General features: G+C 55.7%; 24 protein-coding genes. 13 read left to right on the top strand and 11 right to left on the bottom strand.

The annotated features are described in order from the left end of the window. Positions 1 to 3: 3 nt before the first annotated feature. From M6D89_RS07935 to M6D89_RS07955, 5 genes are all read right to left on the bottom strand, one after another. Positions 4 to 1,356 (bottom strand): hypothetical protein, encoded by a 1,353-nt coding sequence (locus M6D89_RS07935; RefSeq protein WP_253967477.1) that lies wholly within the window; start codon positions 1,354 to 1,356, stop codon positions 4 to 6. Then, on the bottom strand, positions 1,346 to 2,254 hold the full coding sequence (locus M6D89_RS07940; protein ID WP_253967478.1) for an ABC transporter ATP-binding protein: 909 nt from the start codon (positions 2,252 to 2,254) through the stop codon (positions 1,346 to 1,348). The genes M6D89_RS07935 and M6D89_RS07940 overlap by 11 nt, the downstream gene beginning before the upstream one ends. Continuing rightward, positions 2,251 to 3,021 (bottom strand): CPBP family intramembrane glutamic endopeptidase, encoded by a 771-nt coding sequence (locus M6D89_RS07945; RefSeq protein ID WP_253967479.1) that lies wholly within the window; start codon positions 3,019 to 3,021, stop codon positions 2,251 to 2,253. Before M6D89_RS07945 ends, M6D89_RS07940 begins: the two co-directional genes overlap by 4 nt. A 212-nt stretch (positions 3,022 to 3,233) precedes the next feature. Next, the gene (locus M6D89_RS07950) at positions 3,234 to 5,804 is read right to left on the bottom strand and encodes an efflux RND transporter permease subunit (RefSeq protein ID WP_253967480.1); all 2,571 of its coding nucleotides are present in this window, start codon (positions 5,802 to 5,804) and stop codon (positions 3,234 to 3,236) included. Positions 5,805 to 5,870: 66 nt separating this feature from the next. Then, positions 5,871 to 6,176, bottom strand: a complete 306-nt coding sequence (locus M6D89_RS07955; RefSeq protein WP_253967481.1) for an Rdx family protein — start codon at positions 6,174 to 6,176, stop codon at positions 5,871 to 5,873. 505 nt (positions 6,177 to 6,681) lie between these two features. On the opposite strand from M6D89_RS07955, the gene M6D89_RS07960 reads away from it, so the two are divergent. Next, the gene (locus tag M6D89_RS07960) at positions 6,682 to 7,266 is read left to right on the top strand and encodes an FHA domain-containing protein (RefSeq protein ID WP_253967482.1); all 585 of its coding nucleotides are present in this window, start codon (positions 6,682 to 6,684) and stop codon (positions 7,264 to 7,266) included. A gap of 54 nt (positions 7,267 to 7,320) precedes the next feature. Continuing rightward, a complete protein-coding gene (gene ppa, locus M6D89_RS07965) occupies positions 7,321 to 7,851 on the top strand; it encodes an inorganic diphosphatase (RefSeq protein WP_253967483.1) in 531 nt (176 codons plus the stop codon). An 89-nt stretch (positions 7,852 to 7,940) separates the two neighbouring features. On the opposite strand, the gene M6D89_RS07970 is transcribed toward ppa, so the two are convergent. Beyond that, on the bottom strand, positions 7,941 to 8,651 hold the full coding sequence (locus M6D89_RS07970) for a hypothetical protein (RefSeq protein ID WP_253967484.1): 711 nt from the start codon (positions 8,649 to 8,651) through the stop codon (positions 7,941 to 7,943). 214 nt (positions 8,652 to 8,865) lie between these two features. Here M6D89_RS07970 and M6D89_RS07975 point away from each other — a divergent pair, with 214 nt between their 5' ends. Then, positions 8,866 to 9,081: a hypothetical protein gene (locus M6D89_RS07975; RefSeq protein ID WP_253967485.1), complete on the top strand. Its 216-nt coding sequence runs from the start codon at positions 8,866 to 8,868 to the stop codon at positions 9,079 to 9,081. A gap of 4 nt (positions 9,082 to 9,085) precedes the next feature. Here the strand turns inward: M6D89_RS07975 and cysE are convergent, their stop codons facing one another. Genes cysE through M6D89_RS07995 form a run of 4 tightly spaced genes read right to left on the bottom strand, consistent with a single transcriptional unit; the run spans position 9,086 to position 12,646 of the window. After that, positions 9,086 to 9,877 carry a serine O-acetyltransferase gene (gene cysE, locus M6D89_RS07980; protein ID WP_253967486.1) on the bottom strand — a complete coding sequence of 264 codons (792 nt, stop codon included), beginning with the start codon at positions 9,875 to 9,877 and terminating at the stop codon, positions 9,086 to 9,088. A 42-nt stretch (positions 9,878 to 9,919) separates the two neighbouring features. Beyond that, the gene (locus tag M6D89_RS07985) at positions 9,920 to 10,603 is read right to left on the bottom strand and encodes an HAD family hydrolase (protein WP_253967487.1); all 684 of its coding nucleotides are present in this window, start codon (positions 10,601 to 10,603) and stop codon (positions 9,920 to 9,922) included. Positions 10,604 to 10,614: 11 nt separating this feature from the next. Next, positions 10,615 to 11,961, bottom strand: a complete 1,347-nt coding sequence (locus tag M6D89_RS07990; protein ID WP_253967488.1) for an MFS transporter — start codon at positions 11,959 to 11,961, stop codon at positions 10,615 to 10,617. Beyond that, on the bottom strand, positions 11,948 to 12,646 hold the full coding sequence (locus tag M6D89_RS07995; RefSeq protein WP_253967489.1) for a M15 family metallopeptidase: 699 nt from the start codon (positions 12,644 to 12,646) through the stop codon (positions 11,948 to 11,950). Before M6D89_RS07995 ends, M6D89_RS07990 begins: the two co-directional genes overlap by 14 nt. 187 nt (positions 12,647 to 12,833) lie before the next feature. Between M6D89_RS07995 and M6D89_RS08000 the strand changes: the two genes are divergently transcribed. From M6D89_RS08000 to M6D89_RS08020, 5 genes are all read left to right on the top strand, one after another. Next, positions 12,834 to 13,112, top strand: coding sequence for a TfoX/Sxy family protein (locus M6D89_RS08000; protein WP_253967490.1), 279 nt, complete (start codon positions 12,834 to 12,836; stop codon positions 13,110 to 13,112). Positions 13,113 to 13,288: 176 nt separating this feature from the next. Next, entirely contained in the window at positions 13,289 to 14,074 is a 786-nt protein-coding gene (locus tag M6D89_RS08005; protein WP_253967491.1) for a Crp/Fnr family transcriptional regulator, read from the top strand. Positions 14,075 to 14,541: 467 nt separating this feature from the next. Beyond that, the gene (htpX, locus tag M6D89_RS08010) at positions 14,542 to 15,435 is read left to right on the top strand and encodes a protease HtpX (RefSeq protein ID WP_418930342.1); all 894 of its coding nucleotides are present in this window, start codon (positions 14,542 to 14,544) and stop codon (positions 15,433 to 15,435) included. Beyond that, positions 15,432 to 16,493: a S1C family serine protease gene (locus M6D89_RS08015; protein ID WP_253967492.1), complete on the top strand. Its 1,062-nt coding sequence runs from the start codon at positions 15,432 to 15,434 to the stop codon at positions 16,491 to 16,493. Before htpX ends, M6D89_RS08015 begins: the two co-directional genes overlap by 4 nt. Next, positions 16,490 to 16,816: a Rieske (2Fe-2S) protein gene (locus M6D89_RS08020; RefSeq protein ID WP_253967493.1), complete on the top strand. Its 327-nt coding sequence runs from the start codon at positions 16,490 to 16,492 to the stop codon at positions 16,814 to 16,816. Before M6D89_RS08015 ends, M6D89_RS08020 begins: the two co-directional genes overlap by 4 nt. On the opposite strand, the gene sfsA is transcribed toward M6D89_RS08020, so the two are convergent. Beyond that, the gene (gene sfsA / locus M6D89_RS08025; RefSeq protein WP_253967494.1) at positions 16,813 to 17,523 is read right to left on the bottom strand and encodes a DNA/RNA nuclease SfsA; all 711 of its coding nucleotides are present in this window, start codon (positions 17,521 to 17,523) and stop codon (positions 16,813 to 16,815) included. The two genes, M6D89_RS08020 and sfsA, sit on opposite strands and share 4 nt — an antisense overlap. Before the next feature lie 236 nt (positions 17,524 to 17,759). Between sfsA and dksA the strand changes: the two genes are divergently transcribed. Genes dksA through M6D89_RS08050 form a run of 5 tightly spaced genes read left to right on the top strand, consistent with a single transcriptional unit; the run spans position 17,760 to position 23,753 of the window. Next, entirely contained in the window at positions 17,760 to 18,203 is a 444-nt protein-coding gene (gene dksA / locus M6D89_RS08030) for an RNA polymerase-binding protein DksA (RefSeq protein WP_253967495.1), read from the top strand. 44 nt (positions 18,204 to 18,247) lie between these two features. After that, on the top strand, positions 18,248 to 19,171 hold the full coding sequence (gluQRS, locus tag M6D89_RS08035) for a tRNA glutamyl-Q(34) synthetase GluQRS (protein ID WP_253967496.1): 924 nt from the start codon (positions 18,248 to 18,250) through the stop codon (positions 19,169 to 19,171). Continuing rightward, positions 19,168 to 19,338 (top strand): hypothetical protein, encoded by a 171-nt coding sequence (locus M6D89_RS08040; protein WP_253967497.1) that lies wholly within the window; start codon positions 19,168 to 19,170, stop codon positions 19,336 to 19,338. Before gluQRS ends, M6D89_RS08040 begins: the two co-directional genes overlap by 4 nt. Continuing rightward, entirely contained in the window at positions 19,335 to 22,349 is a 3,015-nt protein-coding gene (locus M6D89_RS08045; RefSeq protein ID WP_253967498.1) for an ATP-binding protein, read from the top strand. The genes M6D89_RS08040 and M6D89_RS08045 overlap by 4 nt, the downstream gene beginning before the upstream one ends. A 6-nt stretch (positions 22,350 to 22,355) precedes the next feature. Then, positions 22,356 to 23,753 carry a sigma-54-dependent transcriptional regulator gene (locus M6D89_RS08050; protein WP_253967499.1) on the top strand — a complete coding sequence of 466 codons (1,398 nt, stop codon included), beginning with the start codon at positions 22,356 to 22,358 and terminating at the stop codon, positions 23,751 to 23,753. Positions 23,754 to 23,986: the final 233 nt, after the last annotated feature.

The raw sequence follows: 23,986 nt of genomic DNA on the forward strand, positions 1-23,986 counted from the left end.
CTCCTATAACGGCCAGCGGGTGCGCAGCTCTGTTAAATCAATACTCTGCCAGCGTTTGATACCGAAATATCGCAGACATAGGCAGGCAGGGGTTGAGATGGCCACAAACAGTAGAAATATTGGGTTACCAATTCCGTCCAAGGAACTGGATATACTGAAGTAGACACTCACCACAATTAACAGTACAAGCGACCCCAGTTTACTTAGCATACTATCCTGGCCATAAACCAAAAACAGCCAATAGCACACCAGCAGAGCAATGAGTAACGCGCTAACTGTCATCAGAATGACATTACTCATCGGTACAAGTCCCACCATAGCGAGAAATGTGTATACCACTGCAGCGGGTAGTAACGCTAAAGGTGATAAAAGCCATATCGAACGGTCCATAAAGCGGGCAAGCTGCGCACGACTATCGGGTAACAATAACCAATAGGCACGATAGCGACGACACATATTGGTGATAAGCCCAGCCACTATAAATGCCGGTATAAGAAAAATAACCGGCGTGTTGGTCACCAATTCGGCGTGCAATATATTTTCAATGGATCCGTCACCATTAACGTATTCCAGTACCCCAAAAAGAAGTACACCCGCTACGACCACTGCGCTCCCTGCTAGCACCACACCCGAGAACGGGCGATTGGTGTGCATTACTGTTTTGATGAAGTTGTAGAAACTATTGTTGTTAATACGAACATCGGGAAACAGTACAAAAGTCTGGCGCGACCGAAACAGCTGCAGTTTATCTTCCGGTTTCATTGTGATTCGGCCCTGCGTCGCAAACTTGTAAATAGCGACCCAACTACATAGCGACACGACTACAGCCGCCACTTCAAGCCCGGACACACCACCTGAAATCTGCAGAGACACCTGTTCCCAGGAGACAAAGTTACTCACCCCCATAAACACTAGCCAAGTCAATACAACAGCGACCTGGAAAAAAGCAATTAAGAAAAAGGTGCAAAGGCTGACTAGCGCCGACACCAGCAGCGCGATGCGTACAACCTCTACACTCAACTGCTGCTGAAAAAATGCCGTGGCCGTTAACGTCCACAAAGCCAATACCGTAGCGGCGATCTGCAACAGCATTTTTGCCGAGTCGCCACAAAGCATAAAGGCCCGGGCACTCAATAAGATGCGCATTCGCATTGGTACGATAAACAGCCCCATGCTGTAGGCCATAATTAAAAACCCCAAGCCATGGTATAGGGCTTTGTCAGCGCCCTTTGCCTGAAACACCGCACAAACCGAGAGCACCAATACAGATCCGACAAATATAAACCACTGCCAAGCACGGGGTGGCACCAGCAGATAACGTCCTATACCGAGGTAGCGTGCTAAATTAGTTTGCATAGGTTCCCCCGTGCCAATAGAGAAAGATATCCTCCAAAGACAAACCCGAGGCCTTTACCTGACTGGCGCCCAAGCTCAGCAACTGCTCCCGCTTGGCATCATTCCAGTCCTTAATCACCAGCTGACCACCGTGGGGTGAGTTCTGTGAAAAGAGTATCTGATCAATACCGATAACCGCTTTATCAGTCAGCGCGCCACTATAATCAACCCGAACCACAGTCTCATACAATGTATCCAGAGGCTGGTCACAAGTGAGTGTGCCGTTTTGCAGACACCACACCCGGCTTACAATACGCTCCATATCCGACACGATATGCGAGGAAAAAATAATCGCGGTATGTTCGCGACAGGCATAGTCCATTAGCTGCTGAAAAAACTGGCGCCGGGCAATAGGGTCTAGCGAGGCGACCGGTTCGTCCAGCACCAGCAGATCCGGGTTGTGGGCCACGGCTAGCACAATTGCAAGTTTTTGTTTTTGCCCTTCGGACATACGCCGGATGCGTTTCCCCTCAGACAGCTCCCATTCGGGCATCAGCTGTTTTAGTAAATCGTCATTCCATTCGGGGCGCAGCTGACGGTATAAATCAAACAACTGCTTAGGCGTCATTTCGCCGGGCAGCTCATCGCGCTGGGGCACATAGCCAATGCGCTGTTTGGTGGCGGGCGCAAGCTCGGTTGATTTTTCGCCCCACAACTGACATTGCCCAAACGCGGGCGCGCCAAAGCCCAAGAGCGTTTCCAGCAAGGTGGTTTTACCCGAGCCGTTTTTACCCAGCAGTCCAACCACATCCCCGGGCCGAACCTGGGTGGTAATATCCTGTAAGATCGTTTGCCCACCCAGCTGGCGCTGCAGGTTAGTAATTTGCACAGGAATTTTTAGAGTGTTGACCGAATTCATAGCGACGCCCCCAAGAATAGTAAGGCGACGTAAGACACCAGATTATTGACCGCGTGTAGTAACCAAGGGGTAAAGATTGATCCGGTACACTCGCGGGCCAAGCCCAAAATAACAGAGAATACCGCCAGTTGAATCAGCAACCAAAGGTTGTACTGCCCCACATGCAAAAGCACAAATAGCACGCTGGTAACCAGTAAGGTTCCCGCGAGCCCCAACCAACTGTGGCGCAAGGCTTTAAACATATAGCCGCGAAATATCAGCTCTTCCAGCAGTGGCGCGAGCAACACAATCACTAAAAACATGGGCCAGTGGAAGCGCTCCCCCATCGCCTGGGTAAAGGCATCCGCAGGCACATCGACCAGAGTGTGCATCACGCCGGCCAGCAACTGGTACACGGCCCAAATACCCAGCCATAATCCCACTTGGCGCCCGGTGACGCGCGTAAAAGCAAGGGTCTTGTCCCAGCGCTGGTCAGTAAAATTAGCGGCCCAGAAGATAATCGGCAACAAAAAAACAAATTGTGTGACATACACACCCGCCAAAACATCCGGGTTGTAAGCCTGGGAAGAAATCATTGCTTCAATATCGGCGGGGCTTAACTCGGGCTGGGCAGCCGCCATAAAAACGCCATAGCAAAAGAAAAACAGCAGCGCCGCCAAGGCGCCCACCGCTGCCATTAACAACAGCCAGCCAATAGCCCGGCCAGCGCGGGGGTAGTATTTCTCAGCCGCCTCGTGCGACGGTTCGACTTGATCCAAGGTTTGCATATCGCCCTCCATAGAGTGTTTTCTTATGTGTATTATACAAACAATACACCAATACACATGAGAGGGCAAAATAATATTTGTTCGGCGAAGGAATAAAATCAGGAGAAAGGAGAGAGAAGAGAGGGGAGCGCCCGCGATGAGCGCCCCTTTAGGCCTAGAGTGGCAGGCTTAGAATAATAGACCTAATCGATGGAGCCACAACAGTAACGCGGCTAGGGCTCCTTACCAAATGGCTTGGTAATTAACACCAGCTTGGGCAACAAAGTCAATGAACCCAAAATAGCGGCAAACATCGCCAGAGCCGTGAGCGAGCCGAAGTAGATAGACGGAATAAACTGTGACAGGGTCAGTATCAAAAACCCGACAATAATAATCACCGCCGTGTAAAACATCGCCCGCCCGATGGAGGCGTGGGAGTTATGCATGGCCTCTACATAATTGCCCGCCCGGGAAAACTCGTCGCGAAAGCGGTACAAATAGTGAATCGCGTGGTCCACCCCTACCCCCACGGTAATCGCGGCGATGGTGATGGTCATCATATCCAGCGGAATTCCCGCCAGGCCCATCCCCCCCAAAACCACGCCCGCGGCCAAGAGGTTGGGCAGCAACGAAATAATGGCAATGGTAAGCGAGCGGAACAGAATCAGGAACATCAGCATAATGCCCAGAAACACCGCGCCCAGGGTGACAATTTGTGACTTAAACAGGCTTTGCAACATGTTGTTGTAAAGCACCAGCATGCCGGTAAAGTGCACTTGCTCAGGCTTAAAGCCCACATCGTTTTGTGCATAGGCGCGAATTTGTTCTACCAGTTCCGCGCGCTGTAAATCGGGGCTGGTTTCTATCACCCGCAGGGTTAAACGCGTCTGACCATGCTCATCCGACAAATAAGGCGCCACCAAAAAGCTGCGAATATCGTCCGATAACATATTGCGCACCACGCCCAACTCAAAGTTATTCAAGCTGCCGCCGTTAATATCCTGCGCCACCTGATACATGGTGCACAGTGATTGCACCTTGCCCACCTCGGGCAAGGATTCTAAATACCGGTGCAGCTGGCATACATTGTCGAGCCCCACAGGGTTAAACCAGGCGCTCTCGATATTGCTTTGCGACTCGCTTTGCTCGCCAAAAGGGTCGCCGCCAAAGGGATCATCAAACTCATCACCGGCTGTGCTATCGCTTTGCTCGGCAAAGGGGTCGTCAAAACCAAACTCGTCGTCTTGGGCGGGCTCAGCGCTTTCATTTTTCGCTGCCGGCTCGGGTTCTGGCTCGGCGGGAGCGTCCAGCACAATATCCAGACTAATAGTGCCGCCCAGCTGCTGATCGATGACCGACATGCCCTGGTAAATTTCCGTGTCTTTGTGGAAATAGTCGATAAATTTATTTTCCACCTTCAGCTGGCTCATGCCGTAAACGCTAATACCACCAATTAACAGCGCGAGTATGACCACCAGTGCACCATGGCGCTCGGCAATGCGGGAAAAACGCAAGGTGGTTGCCGCCGACTGATCGCCTTTATCTTTAGGCTCGCCTTTTGACAACAGCATAAGCGCACTGGGCAAGAGCAAAAACGCCAGCACCAAGGCGTAACTAAGGCCGATGGTCATCATCCAGCCAAAGTCGATCACCGGGCGAATATCGCTGACCACTAACGAGACAAAAGCAACAATAGTGGTGAGCGCGGTATACAGGCAGGGTTTGGCCATTTGCCCGGCGGTTGCCATAACCAGCTCGGCCTGGGGCCAATCGGGATGGCGGGCGTGGAGTTCGCGGTAACGCACCACCAGGTGGATGGTAATCGCCAGAGTCATAATCAGCAGCAAGGCGACAAAATTAGACGAGATAACCGTCAGGCGCCAATCTACCCAACTCAGCAAGCCCAGCACCGTTACCACCGCCATGACACAGACGGCTAAAGGCAGTACCACAAAGCGCGTTTGGCGAAAAATAACCGCCAGCATCAGAATAATAAAAACAATAATCGCCGAGCCAAACACCACCAGATCACTGCGAATAAAGTCGATCATATCGGCGGTAATCATACTGACCCCACCCAGGAATACCTCGGCCCGGTCATCGTATTGGCTGAGGATATGGCGAATGGTTTCGACCCGTTGATGATCTTGCGCCATCAGCTCGGTACGGTAGGCGAGAAATTCGGCGCTCACGGTGTCCAGCCGTTGCTGTTCGGTCTCGCTCAATCCCTCGGATTTGCTTTTAGCGCGCAGGGCATCGCGCTCGCGCACCATCTCAATGTAGCGGTTATTGACCTCCAGGTTTAATTGTATCGCCGTGGTTTTTTCATCCGGTGAGAGTAAGGTGTCGCGATAAATAGGGCTTTGCAAAAACTCTTTTTTGGCCATTTCCATATCCACGCCCGGGCTTAGCAGCGTGCGGGTGGATTCCTGCTGCTCGGCCAGCGAGCGCATGGGGCTGTACAGCAAGGGCACGGTCAAAATAGAGTTTATGCTATTAACCCCCTGCACCTCGGCCAACTCGCCCTGCAGCTGTTGCAAGGTATCGAGTGATTGCTCAGAAAACATCGGCTGGTGGGGGGTGTAGGTCACCACCAGAAAATCGCCGCTTTGGTAGCGCTTATTTATCTGGCGAAAGTAATCCAGCGAGTTGTCGCTCTCTAATGTCAGCGAGTCGGCCGAGGCATCCAGTTTAAAATTGGGTAAGCCCATGGCGGCGACAATGGTCAGAGCGATAATGCACAACAATACCCAGCGCGGGTATTGGGTAATCAGGGTTCGGTAGGCAGAGGTGAGTAGCTTCATGCGTTCGAGCGGCTCCTTGGGATCAGACCTGTTGGCAAAGGCGTATTATGCGGTAAGTCGCGGTGTTTAGCGATCCGAGTGTCCCAAATCTCGCTCGGGGCTAAGCTGATCGCGAATCCGTTGTTTAAGCACTTTCGCCTCGGGGAACCCGCCGTCGCGCTGACGCTCCCACACCAACGTATCATCCAGCCAGATGGCAAACACACCACCAGAGCCCGGCTGCAAGCTCACCCGATCCAGCTCGTCCGGAAAAGTGCTTAATAGCTCCTGCTGCATCCATGCTGCGCGCAGCATCCAGCGGCACAGATTACAGTAATGAATAATGACCTGATTGCGAGCCTCGGGGGGCGCACTAAAATCGTTAAATGCCATGTCTATCTCCTTGTCGTCCACACCGCGAGGCAGGCGTAATCGGACGTAATCGCGTATTTATTGATTTTGCCGCAATATGGGCGAATCTGTGGGTTTTATCCGCAAACATTAACCCTCGGTTCATCGCGGCGCGTCGTATACCTCGTATTAGCGCGGCCCCATAAATGGCCGATTTATTCGCGCTGCGGCCGATAAATGTGCTGTATATCCACCCCTATTATTGTCGGGCGGGTTACTATTAAAGCCGTAGCAACTAGACCCGTAGCAAGAAGGTAACGGCAGGTAAAACGCTGACAATGACACCACCTTTCACCGCTGCCATCCCCAGGGCCCTCACTTACCCATCACCAAGCGGGCCCACTGGCGAGCAGGCGGTGGTCGCTCGCATGGGTAGACCGCGTAGGAGTCACTATGGTTCAAACGACGAAACACGCTATAGTAGAAAGGCAGGCGGTGCCAGTGCGCCTTCAATTGCTACTTTGATGCAATAAACAAGACTTTACCCATGGGCAGTGCAGAATCTACCGTGCAAGCTTCCGACTCATCGCAAATTGCCGCTCCCGCTTCAGAGCCCGCCTGGCAACTGGTGGCCGAGGGCAGCTGGTTGGCGGGCCAGATATTTACCATTGAGCCGAATAAACGCTACACCATTGGTCGCGCCAGCGACTGTGATATTGCCATTAACGGCTCGCACCTGTCGCGCCGTCACGCCGAAATTTCTCTGGTAGGCAGCGCCCTGCGCATTCACGATTTACACTCGGCCAATGGCACCTACCTGAACGAGAAACCCGTCGAGGACGACCTGGCCCATCACGGCGACCAGATGCGTCTGGATGTCTATCGTTTCCGAATTGTAAACCCGGCTTACGAGCCCCCGAAACCCCGCACTCCCACAATCACCGCCGGGGCACTGCCCCAGGTAGATCGCAAACCCCTGCCCTCGGCCCACAAGCGCTGGAAAACCAAACCCACCTCGCCCGGCAACCGCATTGAGCCTACCACAGAGAACAACTCGCCCGCGGCATTATGGCTAGTGCTGGGGGCTTGCCTGGCCGCAGCGGTAGTTGTGGGCGCCCTGCTGTTTGCCTGACACGAGTGTGGTAGAATCCCCGCCGCTAATGACAACCACACCGGAATATCTGCTATGAGCTTTGACAAGGTCCCCTCTGGCAAAAGCCTGCCAGACGATATGAACGTCATCATCGAAATCCCCATGAATGGCGAGCCCATTAAATACGAAGTGGATAAAGACAGCGACTGCGTGTTTGTCGACCGCGTACTGGGCACCTCAATGCACTACCCCTGCAACTATGGTTACGTGCCTCACACGCTGTGCGGCGACGGTGACCCGGTTGATGTACTGGTACTGTTAAATCACGCGCTGATGCCAGGCTCAGTCATCCGCTGCCGCCCCATCGGCGTGCTGAAAATGACCGATGAATCCGGCGAAGACGCGAAAGTACTGGCCGTACCCGTCGACAAAGTGACCCCGCTGTACACCAAAGTAAAATCCGTTGACGATGTACCGGAAATCACCCTGAAATCCATTGAGCACTTCTTTGAGCGCTACAAAGATCTGGAAGATGGCAAATGGGTGAAAGTCGACGGCTGGGAAGGTGTTGAAGCCGCCCGCGCCGAAATTAGCGACTCGGTAGAGCGTTACAATAAAGGCTAATCTCGAAAGGCTAATCTCGATGTCTCTTTGGGATTAGAATGAAGGCGGCTGCGGCCGCCTTTTTTGTGCCTGGAGTTTTGTGCGGACGACTACTGCAAACTCAGCCCACTGATATCCGGTTGGACCGGCGTTTTCTCATCTTTTAGCTGTCCCAAATCAGCACCGGCGGGGGCTAACTCTGCCTCTAACTCGGCTACCGCCACAGACGGCGCCTCCCGGCGCTCTTGGGGCGAGAGCAAATCCGCGCCTGGCTCCGAAAGTCCCCAATCATCCACCTCAAGCTCGGGCAGGGGCAGATCGTGGCGGGCGTCCTCGGGCAACATATTCTCGCCCGCTGGCGCCACGTCAAAACTAGGCACAGCTACCTCAGGCGCCGCCTGGGTGCGCCGCTCGGCTTGATCCAACAGCGGCCCTTCCGCCGGGCGCAAGGTGTAAGCCGCCAAATCAAGATCGACCGGCTCAGTGCGGCTTCGCTCGGTAGCGCGCAGCAAACTTACCCCTACAGGCGCCAGGGATAATCCGCGCTGCCGTGGTGCAGCGGCTTTAGGCTTAGCACGGTCTGCTGCCGAAACCACGGCCACCTCGGCCCCGGCCTTGCGCAATACTTGTTGGTACTTTTGCGCGGTGGGCTTATCCAGACCGCGCTTTACCGCTACTGGACGACCGCTAAACAGCGCTTCTATTTTCTGCGCATCGGCCTTAAACAGCTGCTGCAGACGCTGTTTGACCTCAACCAAGTTGGCGCCCAATACAATATCGCCGCGAAAAACCAGATCGAATTGTGGGTTGTTATCATCCATCGCCTTCCCTCGGGTCGCTACGAATAGGGTTGCTTTTACCTATCTTAGCACGAGCTTACACCGCAACGCTTAGTGCCAGAGCCCGGCAACTCTGGCTCATACCAAAATCACAAGCTCGCACCGAGTTAATGTGACAAAACGATCTGGATAGCGACCCCACCTAGGGCCATACTGAATGGCCCCAATAAGAGCAATCAGGAAGCGAGGGCAGCATATGCAACAAGCGGCCAAAACTCTGCCACAAGACCCCATCCGGGTTTCGGTGCTACAGCGAGTGGAGCGGGATATTGCCCATTTGACCGATAAAATCCACGCCCTTGAGCAACAACCCCACGCCAATGACCAACTGCTTGCGGCTTACCGTTTAATGCTCCAAACCCGTACCGAGGTGCTCGCCTGCCTGACCGGCAGCGATGATCACTACCACTGAATACTCAGTCGATTGAGTGATTCATATCCGCCGCCGGCTTGCTGGATTGGGCGCGACCGATCACGACAGCTGGCACCCCCACCGCCGTCGAGTGGGGCGGCACCGCCTCTAACACCACACTGCCAGCGCCAATCTTGGCGTACTCGCCTATCTCAATATTACCCAGTATTTTGGCCCCGGCGCTGATTAGCACGCCGCGCCCAATTTTAGGGTGACGATCGCCTTTGCTGTTGCCACTGCCCCCCAAACTTACCGCGTGCAGCATGGAAACATCGTCGCCCACCACCGCCGTTTCGCCAATCACCACACCCGTGGCATGGTCGATCATAATGCCGCAGCCAATGCGCGCGGCCGGATGAATATCCACACCAAAGGTCTGGGAAATGCGGTTTTGTAAATACAGTGCCAGACAGTGCCGCCCCTGGCCCCACAGCCAGTGGGCAAAGCGATAAGATTGCAGCGCGTGAAAGCCCTTAAAATACAACAGGGGCATCAGATACTGATTACAGGCGGGGTCGCGCTCGCAATAGGCTTCGATATCACGACACAGCGATAGCTCGATATGCGCATCCGCCGCCATGGCCGCACTGAACACTTCGCGCAACGACATCGCCGGCAGCGCCTGGGAATCCAGCAAGCTTGCCAGATGATAACTAATGGTATCGGCCAAACTGCGGTGATTGAGAATACTGGCGTGATAAAAACTGGCGAGCGCAGGCTCACCTTGCGCCAGCGCCTGGGCCTCTTGGCGAATGGTTTGCCAAATAATGTGGGGGGCTTCTACCGGTTCGGGCAAGAACTGTCTCCCATTCAAGGAATCAACGAAGCGCGCATATTCTCATATTTTATCGCACAGTTCATGCATCTGCCCGATCAGTTCGGCCCCCTCGCGGGCCAGCGCCTGACGGGTGCGCGAATCGGTCTCGGGCGGGCAATAGGCAAACAATTGCATGCCCGCTAAACGCGCCGCGCGTGCGCCGCTGGGTGAATCCTCGACGACGACACATTCACTTGGCGCATAGCCTAAAGTTTTGGCGGCCAGCAAAAAAAGATCCGGCGCCGGCTTGCCCTCGCTGACATCGGTAGCGCTAAAACGGTGACGCGGGAAAAATTCTATCAGGCCGGATTGAGTCAGCGATAACTGCATTTTCTCGTGGCGGCCGTTAGAGGCGACACAAAATTCAGTCCCTGTATTTTGCAAATGCTCAAGCACTGGTTTAATACCGGGAATGGGCTCCACGCCGCGCTCAAAAGCGCGCAGGGTTTCATCCTGCACCCGGGCCCAAAACTGTTCGGCAAAATCTAACCGCTCGGCCTCGGGCCAGCTGCAATAGGGCTCGTTATCGGCAATCAGTGCCGCTACCTGCTCGGCGCACACCGCAATGGATTTGCCGCGAAACAGGGCAAACACCTCTGCCACATTCACCTGCACCCCTAAAGGCGCCAGGCAATCGCGTAATACTTCGGCGCCCAGGGTTTCGGTTTCCACCAGCACGCCATCGCAATCAAAAATAACCAACATAACGACCGACTCTATAGTTTGCGTTTTACCCCAACTCGCTCTCGCAAGCGCTGTAAAAATACCGGCTCAAACACCAGTAGCAAAACTATTATGACCGAGTGCAAAACAGTCGTTAGGAGAAAAAAGTGTGGAATTGTAAAGTCCAGCTTACCCAGAAAAACAATCGCACTGACGGCAGAAGCCATCATAAATAAAGCATTCATAACATTGTTAACCCCGATAATCTGACCGCGATACTCAGGAAGCGACTGCTGTTGCATCATGGCCTGCAGGGGAACCGAATAGAGCCCCCCGGCCACGCCTAACAGCAACACATCCAGAACGATCCGCCCAAACAGGGGCCGCTGCAGCTGCTCTGCCAAGCCGAAAAGCTCGCCACCGGCAGAATACTGCGCGGCAAACTGTTGGCCGGCAAACGCCAAATCGGCGGAGAACACAGCAATTAAAGCTCCACCCAACAGGACCACTGCGGGATCAACTTTTGCCCGACTAAGACGATGACAAGCCAGCGCCCCGCTGCACACCCCCAGCAAGAAAGCCACCAGCAAACAGGTCACCACACTGCCCTCGCCCGCGAGCAATTCGCGGGTAAAATTGGGCAGCTGGGTCAGATAAACCGAGCCCAAAAACCAATACCACGAAAAGGCCAAAATGCTGGAAAACACGACCCGGGATTCGCGCGCGTAAACAAAGCTGCGTGCAAACTGACGCAGCGGATTACGCATTAGCGGCGGCGCATTGAGCGCCGCCGGGGCCGGCTCAATAAAACGGCTGCTGTACCAACCGCCCAGGGCGATTAGCACGCCCCCGACTCCGACCACCACGCCACCACTGTCAAATTGCATAACCACGGTGCCGGCAATTAAACCGCAAAAGACCGCCAGCGAGGTGCCCGAATGCAGCACGCCATTGGCAGCGGTTAACTGGGCGGGCTGTACCAGCTGGGGCACCAGTGAATATTTAACCGGACTAAAACAGGCTGACTGAATCCCCGTGCCCAACACCACCAGCAGCAAAAGCGCGGGGCTTTGCAGATAAAAAGCGACGCCCCCCAATAGCATAACGGCCACCTCGCCCAACTTGATCAGTCGCGCCAGCATGGCTTTATCCAGGCGATCGGCAAACTGCCCCACTAGGGGTGCAAAAAACAAAAAGGGCACGATCAAACAGGCCGCCACTACATTGTTGAGGACGTCTACCCCCTGCCCCCAGAGGCTCACGCCACTGTAGGTAAACAGCATCATCAAAGCGCTTTTATAAAAATTATCGTTAAAGGCGCCGCCAAACTGGGTCCAGAAAAGGGGGTAAAAGTGGCGATCAGTCAGCAGGGCTAACTGCTTGGGTTTAGCGGACGACATGAGCGGGCTCCAAGAGTACGTACTGACGGTAAATATCGTCCAGGTAATTCAGCACGACCGCTTTAAGCGCTATATCTGTCTTACTGAGACAATCACCTAACAGATCCCGAGTTAACACCTGGGCGTAGCGACGGGCTAAAGGGCGATAGCTGAGATGCCAGGGCTCGGGGGCGATGGCACCGTAATCGAACTGATAGGGGCGGTAAAACTCGGTGTCCGGCAAATCGATGTCCAACTGAGCGTGTAACCGCCCGAATACCCCCTCGGGCACGCACTCGGCGGGGGTTAGCTGCAAGCGGTAATCTTCGGGCATAGCGGCAGGGTCAAAGACATCCATATCAGTGCCCCAATGATGGCGCGAGGCACCGGGTAGCGCCGAATAGCGCAGTATCGCAAATAATTGCTCACGCTGGGATAAAGCCTGCATATCCACTTTACAGCCCCGATCATCCAGCACCGCGCGCTCGCCTCGGGCCTTGGCATTAAAAATCGCCAACTGACGATCAAAGCTGCGATAACCACTGGCCACCGCTAGGTCACAGCCGGTGCGAACACAAGCCTCGCGCAGACGCGTAAACGCGGTCAGCGTCTGGGGATGCAATTTTACGCTCCCCGCCAAGGTCACCAGATGAGCATCGTCCAAGCCCAGGGCTTGACGCTCGGTTACCGGTGGATCTTCGCTCATAAACCCTCTTTAGCCTCGCGCCAATGTGCGCTGGTGCATGTTTAGCTCGGGTCGCCCACAAAATGACCAGCAAGTGTTTGCAGTATCGAGTTAAGACTGTAATATAACCCGTGGCTATAAACGGACGCCAATTATAGCCCTCGAACAATAATAAGCCGTAACATAACAACAAATGGAGTCTTAAGGTATGGGTATTGAGCAAAGTGAATTGCTGCAGCTAAAAAACCTTGGGATGGCCTCGGTCAATATTCTTCGCGCCATCGGAATCAACAATTATCAAGACCTCAAAACCATTGGCGCCGTGGGTGCTTACCAGCGCATTAAAGAACGCGACATCAATGTTTCAAAAGTGATGCTTTACGCCCTGCAGGGCGCGCTTATGGATGTGCATTGGAACGACTTGCCTCCAGATATGAAAGCCGAGCTGGTGGCCGAAGCCGAAAGATCGGTAACCCAAAGCGCCTGACAAGTGGGCGTTGCTCGGGCGCCTCTGAGAATTCGCTCAGAGGCTCGCTAAAATAATAAGTAAAGCCGTAGAGTCGCAATTGCCCATCCTGCTATAGTAGTGACGGCGTCGAAGCATTGCAGTCGGCGCCCTGATCGATCAATGGCCCCGTCGGCCTTATAACAGAGATAGGCACAATGCATTTAGCCTCGAATGAATTTGAGGCCCTGGCGGAGCTGGGGCAAAAAATCACCCAAATCAGTCACAGTCTGACAGAGGATTTCACTCCCGAAGGCGAGCCTATTACCCTCGCAGGCAGCGACGATTTATTTGCCGGCACCTCGCCCACCCAGCTACTGCAAGTAACCAGCGGCCAGGTGCATTACCGTATTTCCGGAAAGCTGACACTGATCTATGGTCCGGGCGACATTCTGGGTTTGTCGCGCATGCTCAGCTTACCCGATGGAACCTATTCCAGTACCGACGCGCTCACCCTTCAGCCCCTTGAGCGCGATACCTTTATTGCCCATGTCTGTCGCGACGAAAAACGCCAGAAACTGTGGAGCTATTTTTTACTTTCGCAAACAAGCTGGCTCCAGCAAGCGCTGGCGCAGGAAATGCGCCAGGAGTATCAACCCCACGCCGGCTTCCTGCGCTTTGCCCCCGGCGAGACCATTATTGCCGAAGGGGACGAGGCCGACTTGGTGTACACCCTGCTGGAAGGCCGCGCCCACGCCGTATGCAATGGCGTGGTGGTAGGCGAAATTCACAGCGATGAAATCTTCGGCGCCCTGGCCGTGTTTACGGGGCAAAAGCGCATCGCCAGCGTCGTAGCCAACACTGACTGCACGGTGCTGACGGTACATAAAGAAGAGTTTATTGAGCTGGTCGAGCACCAACCGCACATTTGCATCGGCCTGATCGAGGAGATGGCGCAAAAAATCAAACAGCTAAACGAACAACTGGCAAGCCACGAAGCCTAACTCTCTCCTAACGACGGGCGTTTGCAGCACGGCTGCGCAAACGTCTGGCAAACAGCAGCTCCGTTTACAACGCCCCGTATCACACGCAACGGTTTGTCAGACCACCCGCCTGAGCTCGGGTGGCGATATGGCGTTGTTTAAACGCCAATTCCCACTTACCCGCAAGAAAAACCCAAGTCACTGTTGACAACCGTAATGATAATAATTATCGTTACATCACTGGCGACATTTGCTGCGGCAAGTGCCCAGGGGTCGGTCAATTTTCCTGCAAGTCAATTGTCTGATCTTCTCCTCCGGTTTTGCCCCACAAGGGTAAAACCAAAGGCACCTCGGTGCCTTGGCTAATCACGGTTGCTTGGGCCGCCTGCGGGCGGCCATTTTTCTTTTGCTCTCCTCCCCTATTGAAATATCGCCAACCGATGGCATATATCGGTCGATACAGCGGTAAACCTGAGGAGTCCCTAACCGTGATGCGAATTGGCCTGTTTTTACTAACCAACCTGGGCGTGCTGGCCCTGGCGAGCTTAACCCTTAATCTGCTGGGCGTTGACCAGATTCTCAATGAGTCTGGCACCGGACTGAATCTAACCAGCCTGCTGATTTTCTGCGCCGTATTCGGCTTCTCCGGCGCCTTTATTTCGCTGTTTTTGTCCAAGTTTATGGCCAAGCGCACCACCGGTGTTCAGCTGATTACCAATCCGCGCACCGCCGACGAACGCTGGCTGATGGAAACCGTTAAAGACTTGTCGCAAAAAGCCGGTATCGGTATGCCCGAGGTGGGAATTTTTCCCGCTAATCAAGCCAATGCGTTTGCCACTGGCTGGAACAAAAACAATGCACTGGTCGCAGTAAGTGCAGGGTTACTGCAACGCTTTGACCGCGAAGAAGCCCGGGCGGTGATGGCGCACGAGATCGGCCATGTGGCCAATGGCGATATGGTAACCCTGACCCTGATTCAAGGGGTGGTGAACACCTTTGTGATGTTCCTGGCCCGTATTATTGGCCACACCGTGGACAAGGTGGTGTTTAAAACCGAACGCGGTGTGGGCATTGGCTACTATATTGTCACGATTGTCGCCGAAATTATCCTGGGTTTTCTCGCCACCATGATCGTCATGGCCTTTTCGCGCTATCGCGAATACCGGGCTGATGCCGCCGGCGCTACCCTCGCCAGCCGCGAGGGGATGATTCGCGCTCTGCAACGGCTGCAAGCCGAAAGTCAGGCCGGCGCTCCCAGCCCCATGCCCAAAAGTATGCAGGCGTTTGGCATCTCCAGCGGTTTCCAGCAGTCGCTGGGTAAGCTGTTTGCCAGCCACCCGCCGCTAGAACAACGAATCAACACGCTGCGTCAGGGCCTATGAGAAAAGCTTTACCCGCAAGTGTGTTACTGGCCGGACTGCTGGCATGGGCGCTCACCCTGGGCGCCCATGCCGCCGTCCCTGAGTTTGCCACTGACGATGAACGCAACACCATTGAGATCTTCGAGTTTGCCAGCCCCTCGGTGGTCTACGTCAATCGCCTGCAGGTGGTGCGCGACCGCCGTTCGTTTGATCTGCTTTCTATTCCCAACGGGGCAGGCACTGGTTTTATCTGGAGCGAGGATGGCCATGTGGTCACCAACTTCCATGTGGTCGAAGGGGCGCAGCAGGTCTCTATTACCCTGCCCGATCAATCCAGCTGGCCCGCCGAGGTGGTGGGCTTGGCGCCCGACAAAGACTTGGCGGTGTTAAAGATTAAGGCACCCAAAAACAAGCTTCACGCCCTGCCCATGGGCGACTCGGATCAATTGGCGGTGGGCCGAAAGGTGCTGGCCATTGGCAATCCTTTTGGTCTGGACGCCACTCTTACCACCGGTGTGGTCAGCGCCCTGGGACGCGAAATAGAGGCGCCCAACCAGCGTAAAATCCGCAATGTGATTCAAACCGATGCCGCGATTAACCCGGGCAACTCTGGCGGCCCGCTGCTTAATTCCAAGGGCGAGCTGATCGGCGTCAACACCATGATTTACAGCCCCAGTGGCGCCAGTGCCGGTATTGGCTTTGCTATTCCGGTGAACATAGTCAAAGAGATTGTGCCCCAGCTAATCGAGCACGGCCGCCTGATTCGCCCGGTATTTGGGGTAGAGTTTGCCCCCGCCTACTGGGCCAGACGCGCCGGCGTAGATGGCGTACCCCTGTTGCATGTGGCGCCAGGGCTGCCCGCGGCGAAAGCAGGGCTAATTGGCGCACGCCGAGGCTCTTGGGGACGGGTAGAACTAGGGGATATTATTATCGCCCTCAACGAGACTCCTACCCCCAATCAGGATGAATTTCTAACCCTGTTAGAGCAGCACGAGCCGGGCGATACGCTCACCGTTCAATATGTGCGCAACGGCCGGGTTAAGCAGACTCAAGTCACCCTGGCCGAGCCGCAGCTATGACCGAACCCACTTATATTTGCGCGAGCAGTGACCTCACCGACGACACCAGTCGAGGCTATCGCTTAGAGGCCGTTAACCTATTGCTGGTGCGCAAAAAAGGGCAGGTATACGCCTATCGCAATCTATGCCCCCATGTTGCCATCCCGCTAGAGTGGCGCGAGCACGATTTTTTAACCGCCGACACCAGCCTAATCCAGTGCGCCAACCACGGCGCCCTGTTTACCATCGAAGACGGCCTGTGCATCAGCGGGCCCTGTAACGGCCAATCGCTGATACCCATAGCGGTGACGGAACGTGACGGCGGTATTTACCTGAAACCCTAAAGCAACACCGGCAGGGCGCGATCCAGAGCAATTTCACTGTTTTCGGGATCGATTCGGGCGCCGTAGGCGAGTACCTCTACCCCGGCATGAGCGGCCTCACGCAGGGTCTTACCGTAGGCCGGGTCAAGGTGATCCGCCGGGCTAACGCGCTCGATACCTGTGTGCTGCACGCAAAACAACAATACCGCCCGGTGGCCCTGCTCTACCATGCTTATCAGCTCGCGCAGGTGCTTGGTGCCGCGCGCACTCACCGCATCGGGAAACAGCCCCTCTCCCGGCGCCTCCATTAGCGTTACGCTCTTAACCTCGACATAACAGTCGGGACCATTGCCGGAGAGCAAAAAATCAATGCGCGATTTTTCGGCGCCGTATTTCACCTCGGCCTGTATTTGCGAATAGTCCGCCAGAGGTTCAATCAGCCCGGCATCCAGGGCTTCGCGCACCAAATGATTGGCGCGCCCGGTATTGATACCCGCCCAGTGACCGCTGGGCGTGGTGGCTACCTCCCAGGTGTGGGGGTATTTACGGGTTTTGCTGTCAGAGTGGGAATACCAGCAGGGCGAGCCCTCGCTGATGCACTCGCGCATCGAGCCGGTATTGGGGCAGTGAATCGTCAACGCCTGTCCCTCGGCATCGATAATATCCGCCAAAAAACGCTTATAACGTTTGACCAAAACACCCTTTTGCCAGGGTTTAACTGCTTTCATAAGCCTTTTCTGCCCCCAAATGGATCATTATAAAGCCCACAGGCCAACCACCGGACACAAATCTGCAAAAAATACTGGAACGGCTTTAACGAATCTGGTAGCTTCGCTTTCCTTCCGCCGGTACCGACCTTAGGCGGCACAGGAAAATTGGCGAAGCGTCGTGACGACGCGACAGTAACCAGTAAGCTGTCAGACAAAGTCTGCCAGGTTCTTCAGGAGATGAGAGGCGTTTCCCTATGCCCAACAGTTCAGCTCAAGCCGAAAGCTATACGCTGCGCACCTTTGCACCCTACAAAGAAAAGAAGGGTGAGGAGTACATGAATGAAAATCAGCTGGAGCATTTCCAAAAGCTGCTATTAGCCTGGCGTAGAGAGTTGATGGAAGAAGTCGACCGCACCGTAACGCACATGAAAGACGAAGCGGCCAACTTCCCCGACCCAGCAGACCGCGCCAGCCAGGAGGAAGAGTTTAGCCTGGAGCTGCGCACCCGCGATCGTGAGCGCAAGCTGATTAAAAAAATTGACAGCACCCTAGAGCTGATCGAAAACGAAGACTACGGCTTTTGCGACGCCTGCGGCGTAGAAATCGGCATTCGTCGTCTGGAAGCGCGTCCCACCGCCACCCTGTGCGTGGACTGCAAAACCCTGGACGAAATTAAAGAAAAACAAATCGGCGGCTAATCGCTCCCGATTAACGGCCGGGCTCGCCCCGGCCCGTTTTCCCTGTGGTGTTACCAACCTCCCCCTACACCGGCCGCTTTGCGCCCTCGCCGTCCGGCCCTTTGCACTTTGGCTCTCTCGTCGCCGCCCTGGCGAGCTACCTGGATGCCCGCCACCACAACGGCCGCTGGCTGGTGCGCATTGACGATATCGACCCGCCGCGCGAACAGCCGGGCGCCGACCGCCTTATTCTGCAAACCTTGGAAGCCCACGGCTTGCTCTGGGATGGCGAGGCCTTGTGGCAGAGTACACGCTCTCAAGCTTACCGAGAGCTGTTGGAACAATTGGCCCAGCAAGCGCTGATATACCCCTGCAACTGCACCCGCAAAGACATTAAGGCCATGGGCGGGGTTTACAACGGCCATTGCCGCCTACATTCGCCGGCAAGCACCTCCGATTGCGCTTGGCGCTTAAAGCTGTACGACCTGCCAGGCGCCCGTGGACAACTGCCCGACACCCTGACCTTTAAAGACCTACTGGCGGGCGAACAAACGCAAAACCTGGCGCGCGAGGTGGGCGATGCCGTGGTCAGACGCAAAGACGGCTTGTTTGGCTACCAGCTTGCGGTGGTGGCGGACGATATTCACCAGGGCGTTACCCATGTAGTGCGCGGCAGCGATCTTTTGCCTGTGACCGCGCGCCAGATTCGTTTTTTTGAGATACTGCAGCAAACACCACCGCAATACGCCCATGTACCCATCGCCTGCGGGCCGGACGGGCGCAAGTTCAGTAAGCAGAACCAGGCGCCGGCGTTAAATAACGACGCCGCGGGGGCAAACCTGTGGCAGGCACTGGTGTTTCTAAGGCAAAATCCCCCTCGGGAGCTGGCCCATAGCCCTCCCACTGAAATTTTGCCTTGGGCCGTTCAACACTGGCGACGCGACCTATTGGTCGGCGCCTCTTTATCAAAAACTGTGGAAGATTCATGAACAACCAGCGCCTGGTGATCCTGTTGTTGCTGATCGCCTATATTTTTTCTCCCACCCTGTTTACCTGGATTGTGAATCCCGAGGGCGCCTGGTACCGCCCCTACATTATGTGGGTGCTGGTGATTGTCATCGCCTACGCCGTGCAGGCACGTAAGAAGCCCTCATGACATTTGAACTGACCCACGTCGCCCTCATCTGCCTGGGCTATCTGCTGCTGATTTTCGGTATTGCCACCATTACCGAGCGGGGCTGGCTGCCCAAGCGACTCACCGAACACCCACTTACCTATATTCTGTCGCTGGGCATTTTTGCCAGTGCCTGGGCCTTTTATGGGGTAATCGACCTGGCCTTTCAGTTTGGCTATGGCGCCCTGGCTTACTACCTGGGCACCGGGGCGCTGTTTTTGTTTGCCCCGGTGGCGCTGGAGCCTATCACCGAGCTGGCGCGCCGTCACCAGGTGCACTCGCTCGCCGATTTATTGGTGTTTCGCTACCACAGCCACGGCATAGGCGCGCTGACCACCCTGTGTATGCTGCTGGGCATTTTGCCGCTCATGGCCCTGCAGATTCAGGCCATTGCCGATACCATGCATATTCTCACGGTCAGCCGCGATCCGGCGATTCCCTTAGTGGGCACCGGGCTCACCTTTAAAGACCTAATGGCCCTCACCTACTGCGGCATTCTGGCACTGTTTACGGTTTTATTTGGGTCTAACCGCGAACGCCACCGCGGCCTGATTACCGCCATGGCCTTCGAATCGCTGCTCAAGGTGTTTGCCCTGTGCGCCATCGGCCTGGTGGCGGTCTACGGCGTTTTCGATGGCTTTAGCGGCCTGGACCAGTGGCTGGAGCGCAACCCGGAAAACCTCGCCCTGCTGCACTCGCCGATTCGCGACGGCGCCTCGCACACCTTGCTGTTAGTGTTTGTCGCCACGGCGGTCACCATGCCCCATATTTTTCATATGGGTGTGGCAGAGAACCCCATTTTGCGTAACACCCGCACGGTAACCTGGGCATTTCCGCTGTTTTTGTTGTTTTTGGCGCTGCCCATATTCCCTATTCTGTGGGCCGGGTTTGAGCTGTCTGTACCCTTGCCCGCACAATACTTCACTCTGGGCGTACCCATTCTGACCGAGTCCCCCAGCCTCACGGTGCTGGCGTTTATCGGGGGCCTGTCGGCCTCTACCGGCGCCATGGTGGTGATCACCCTGGCCCTGTCCACCATGGTGATGAACCACTGGCTGCTGCCGTTTTTACGCCTGCGCCGCCGTCAGGATATTTACTCGCAGCTGGTGTGGCTCAGGCGTGCGGTGATCGCCGCGCTCTTTGTGGGGAGCTACTTCTTTTACTGGATGCTCGACAATCGCCAGAGCCTGTTTCACCTGGCCCTGGTGGCGTTTATCGAAACCCTGCAATTTGTACCGGGTATTTTTGCCATCGTCTTCTGGGCGCGTGGCAACCGCCGCGGGGTGATTGCGGGGCTGACCGCCGGAACTTTAGTTTGGATGGTGGGGCTGTTAATTCCGCTACTCACGGGGCTTGAGCAAATTTCCGTACCCTTTGGCGATGGCTCACTCAGCGTGGGCATCAGTCGCTGGAGTGAAATTACGGTCATTTCTCTGGGGCTCAACACCCTGATTTTTATCGGCGTATCGCTTTTGACCCGGCAAACCGAAGAGGAGGCCTACAGCGCCGAGCTGTGCGCGGCCGATGAACTCTCCCACCCGGTACGCCAGGCGCTGGATGTGCACTCGGCATCCGAGTTTAAAACCCGCCTGTCTAAGCCCCTGGGCAAGGTCACCGCCAGCCGCGAGGTCGACCTGGCGCTGCGTCAATTGGGCCTTAGAGTGTCCGAGCGCCGCCCCTATGCGCTGCGACGCCTGCGCGACCAACTGGAGGCCAACCTCTCGGGGCTGATGGGGATTCACGTGGCGGGCGAAATTATGGACAACCACCTGCCCTACAAGCTGGCCGAGGCCCGCGACACGGTGGACATCAACCTGATTGAAAACCGCCTATCGCAATATCGCAGCCACCTGACTGGTCTGTCAGCTGAGCTGAACAACCTGCGCCTGTACCACCGCAAAACCCTGCAGGAGCTGCCGATGGCGGTTTGCTCACTGGGTCGCGACAAAGAGATTTTGATGTGGAACCGCGCGATGGAAAAATTAACCGGGATTGCCGCCGACGACATACTCGGCTCGCACCTGGACAATCTGGTCGAGCCCTGGTGCGAGCTGCTGGGGAATTTCTCGGGCGGTGAAGACGCCCACCTATATCGCCACGAAATCACCCTGAATAACCGCCCCCACTGGATCAGCCTGCACAAGGCGGCCATTGAGGGTCCCATCAGCGGCCGACGCGGCTCCACCGCCAGCCAGGAGGATCAGGTTATTTTGCTGGAAGACGTGACCGAAACCCAGCTGCTGGAACAAGAGCTAATCCACTCCGAACGCCTCGCGTCGGTAGGCCGGTTGGCGGCGGGGGTCGCCCACGAAATCGGCAACCCCATTACCGGGATCGCCTGTCTGTGTCAAAACCTGCGCTACGAGTCGGAAAACCCCGACGTACTGGAAACCGCCGAGCAGATTCTCAGCCAGACCGACCGGGTTACCCGCATTGTTCACTCTCTGGTCAGCTACTCCCATAGTGGGCGCAATAAAAAAAGCGCCTATGAAGCAGTGGCCCTGCGCGACTGCGCCGCCGAGGCCATCGCCCTGCTGTCGCTGCAAAAAGACAAAACCGAGGTATTCTTCGACAACGACATCGCCCCCAACGCGATTGTCGCGGGCGATTTACAGCAGCTTATCCAAGTGTTTATCAACCTCTTGTCTAACGCCCGGGATGCCAGCGAGCCCAAAGGTCGTGTTATGCTAGCAAGCGACGAGGACGACAACGACATCACCCTCACGGTCACCGATGAGGGCGAAGGCATAGACCCGGAATACCTAGACCAAATTCTAGAGCCCTTTTTCACCACCAAGGATCCCGGCGAAGGCACGGGCCTGGGGCTTGCCATGGTGTACAGCATTATCGACGATCACGGCGGCAATCTGGATATTATCAGCCCCGCCAACCCGTCGACCCAGCGCGGAGCGCAAATCGTAATCAAATTGCCGCGTCACCTCGACTCTGTGATCACTCACACGGTCAGCGACGCTCCAGAGAAGGCCGATTGACGAGTTATGACCAAAATACTGGTAGTTGAAGACGAAGCCATTATTCGCACCGCCCTGCGCAAGTTGCTCGAGCGCAATAAATACGATGTCAGCGAGGCCCCATCGGTGCGCGAGGCCACCTCCAAGTTCACCCTGAGCGATTTTCAATTAATCATCAGTGACTTGCGTCTGCCGGGTGCGCCAGGGACCGACTTGATTAAACTCGCCGGCGATGTGCCCGTACTGATAATGACCAGCTACGCCAGCCTGCGCTCGGCGGTGGATTCTATGCGCATGGGGGCCGTGGACTATATCGCCAAACCCTTTGACCACGACGAGATGGTCAGCGCGGTTAAGCGGGTGATCGGCAAAGCCTCCCTGAAAGCTCAATCCCAGGCCAACCCCGAAAACAGCAAGGTCACCGGCATGATCGGCTCGTCCGAGGTAATGCAAAAGCTTTACTCACGCATTGCCAAGGTAGCCCCCACCGACGCCACCGTGTTAATTCACGGCGAAACCGGTACGGGGAAAGAGTTGGTGGCCCGCTCGCTACACGAGCAAAGCAAACGTCACAAAGAGCTGATGATTTCGGTCAACTGCGCCGCAATTCCCGAAACCCTGATCGAGTCGGAGCTGTTTGGTCACGAAAAAGGCGCCTTTACCGGCGCCGCCAGCACCCGCGAGGGCTTAGTCGCGGCCGCCGACGGCGGCACCCTGTTTCTGGATGAAATCGGCGAGCTGCCTTTGGAGGCCCAGGCGCGCCTGCTGCGGGTGCTGCAAGAGGGCGAGGTACGGCCTTTGGGGTCGGTGGAATCGCGCAAAGTCGATGTGCGCCTGGTGGCGGCCACTCACCGCGACTTGCGGGCATTGGCGCGCGAAGGCAAATTCCGCGAAGACCTTTACTTTCGGATTCACGTGGTCCAGCTGGAGCTACCGCCTCTACGCGAGCGCGGCAAAGACATACTCGCGCTGGCCGAAAGCCTGCTGACGCGTTACTGCCAACAATTTAACAAAGACAATCTCAAGCTCTCTCCCGAAGCCATACAGGCGATTACTACCTACACCTGGCCCGGCAATGTGCGCGAGCTGGAAAACGCTATGCAGCGCGCGGTCATCCTGTGTGAAGACGAACGGGAAATCAGCCACGATCTATTGGCCATTGATCTGGATCTGGTGCGCCTGGACGATGAAGAGGACGACGATCCCTACGCTCAGGCGGCCCGCGAAGCGAGTCGCAGCAAGCCCCGGCATATCGATCCCTCAGAAGATTTATCGCTGGAAGATTATTTCCAACGCTTTGTACTCGAGCATCAGGACACCATGAGCGAGACCGAGCTGGCCAAAAAGCTGGGCGTTAGCCGCAAGTGCCTATGGGAGCGGCGCCAGCGTTTTGGCATCCCCCGGCGTAAAGCGGGCAGCAAATAACCACTCCCCCCCTTTAATCACCCACCTCTCAGGCGGCCTTCGGTGCCGCCATTTGCGTTCCGCAGGCGCCACTAGCTGCACAATCCCCCTTTTTCATGTCACCCAACCAATCACACCTGGCGCCCAAATAAACTTCCCGGTTCACTCTTACGCCAAGGCGCTACCCTCACCCCCAAAATTGTTACGTCGCACAAGTTGTTACCCAATTCTCTAAGGCGTAACAAATACCCCTC

Origin of the sequence: Gilvimarinus xylanilyticus (assembly GCF_024195295.1) — a bacterium.
GTDB lineage: Bacteria > Pseudomonadota > Gammaproteobacteria > Pseudomonadales > Cellvibrionaceae > Gilvimarinus > Gilvimarinus xylanilyticus.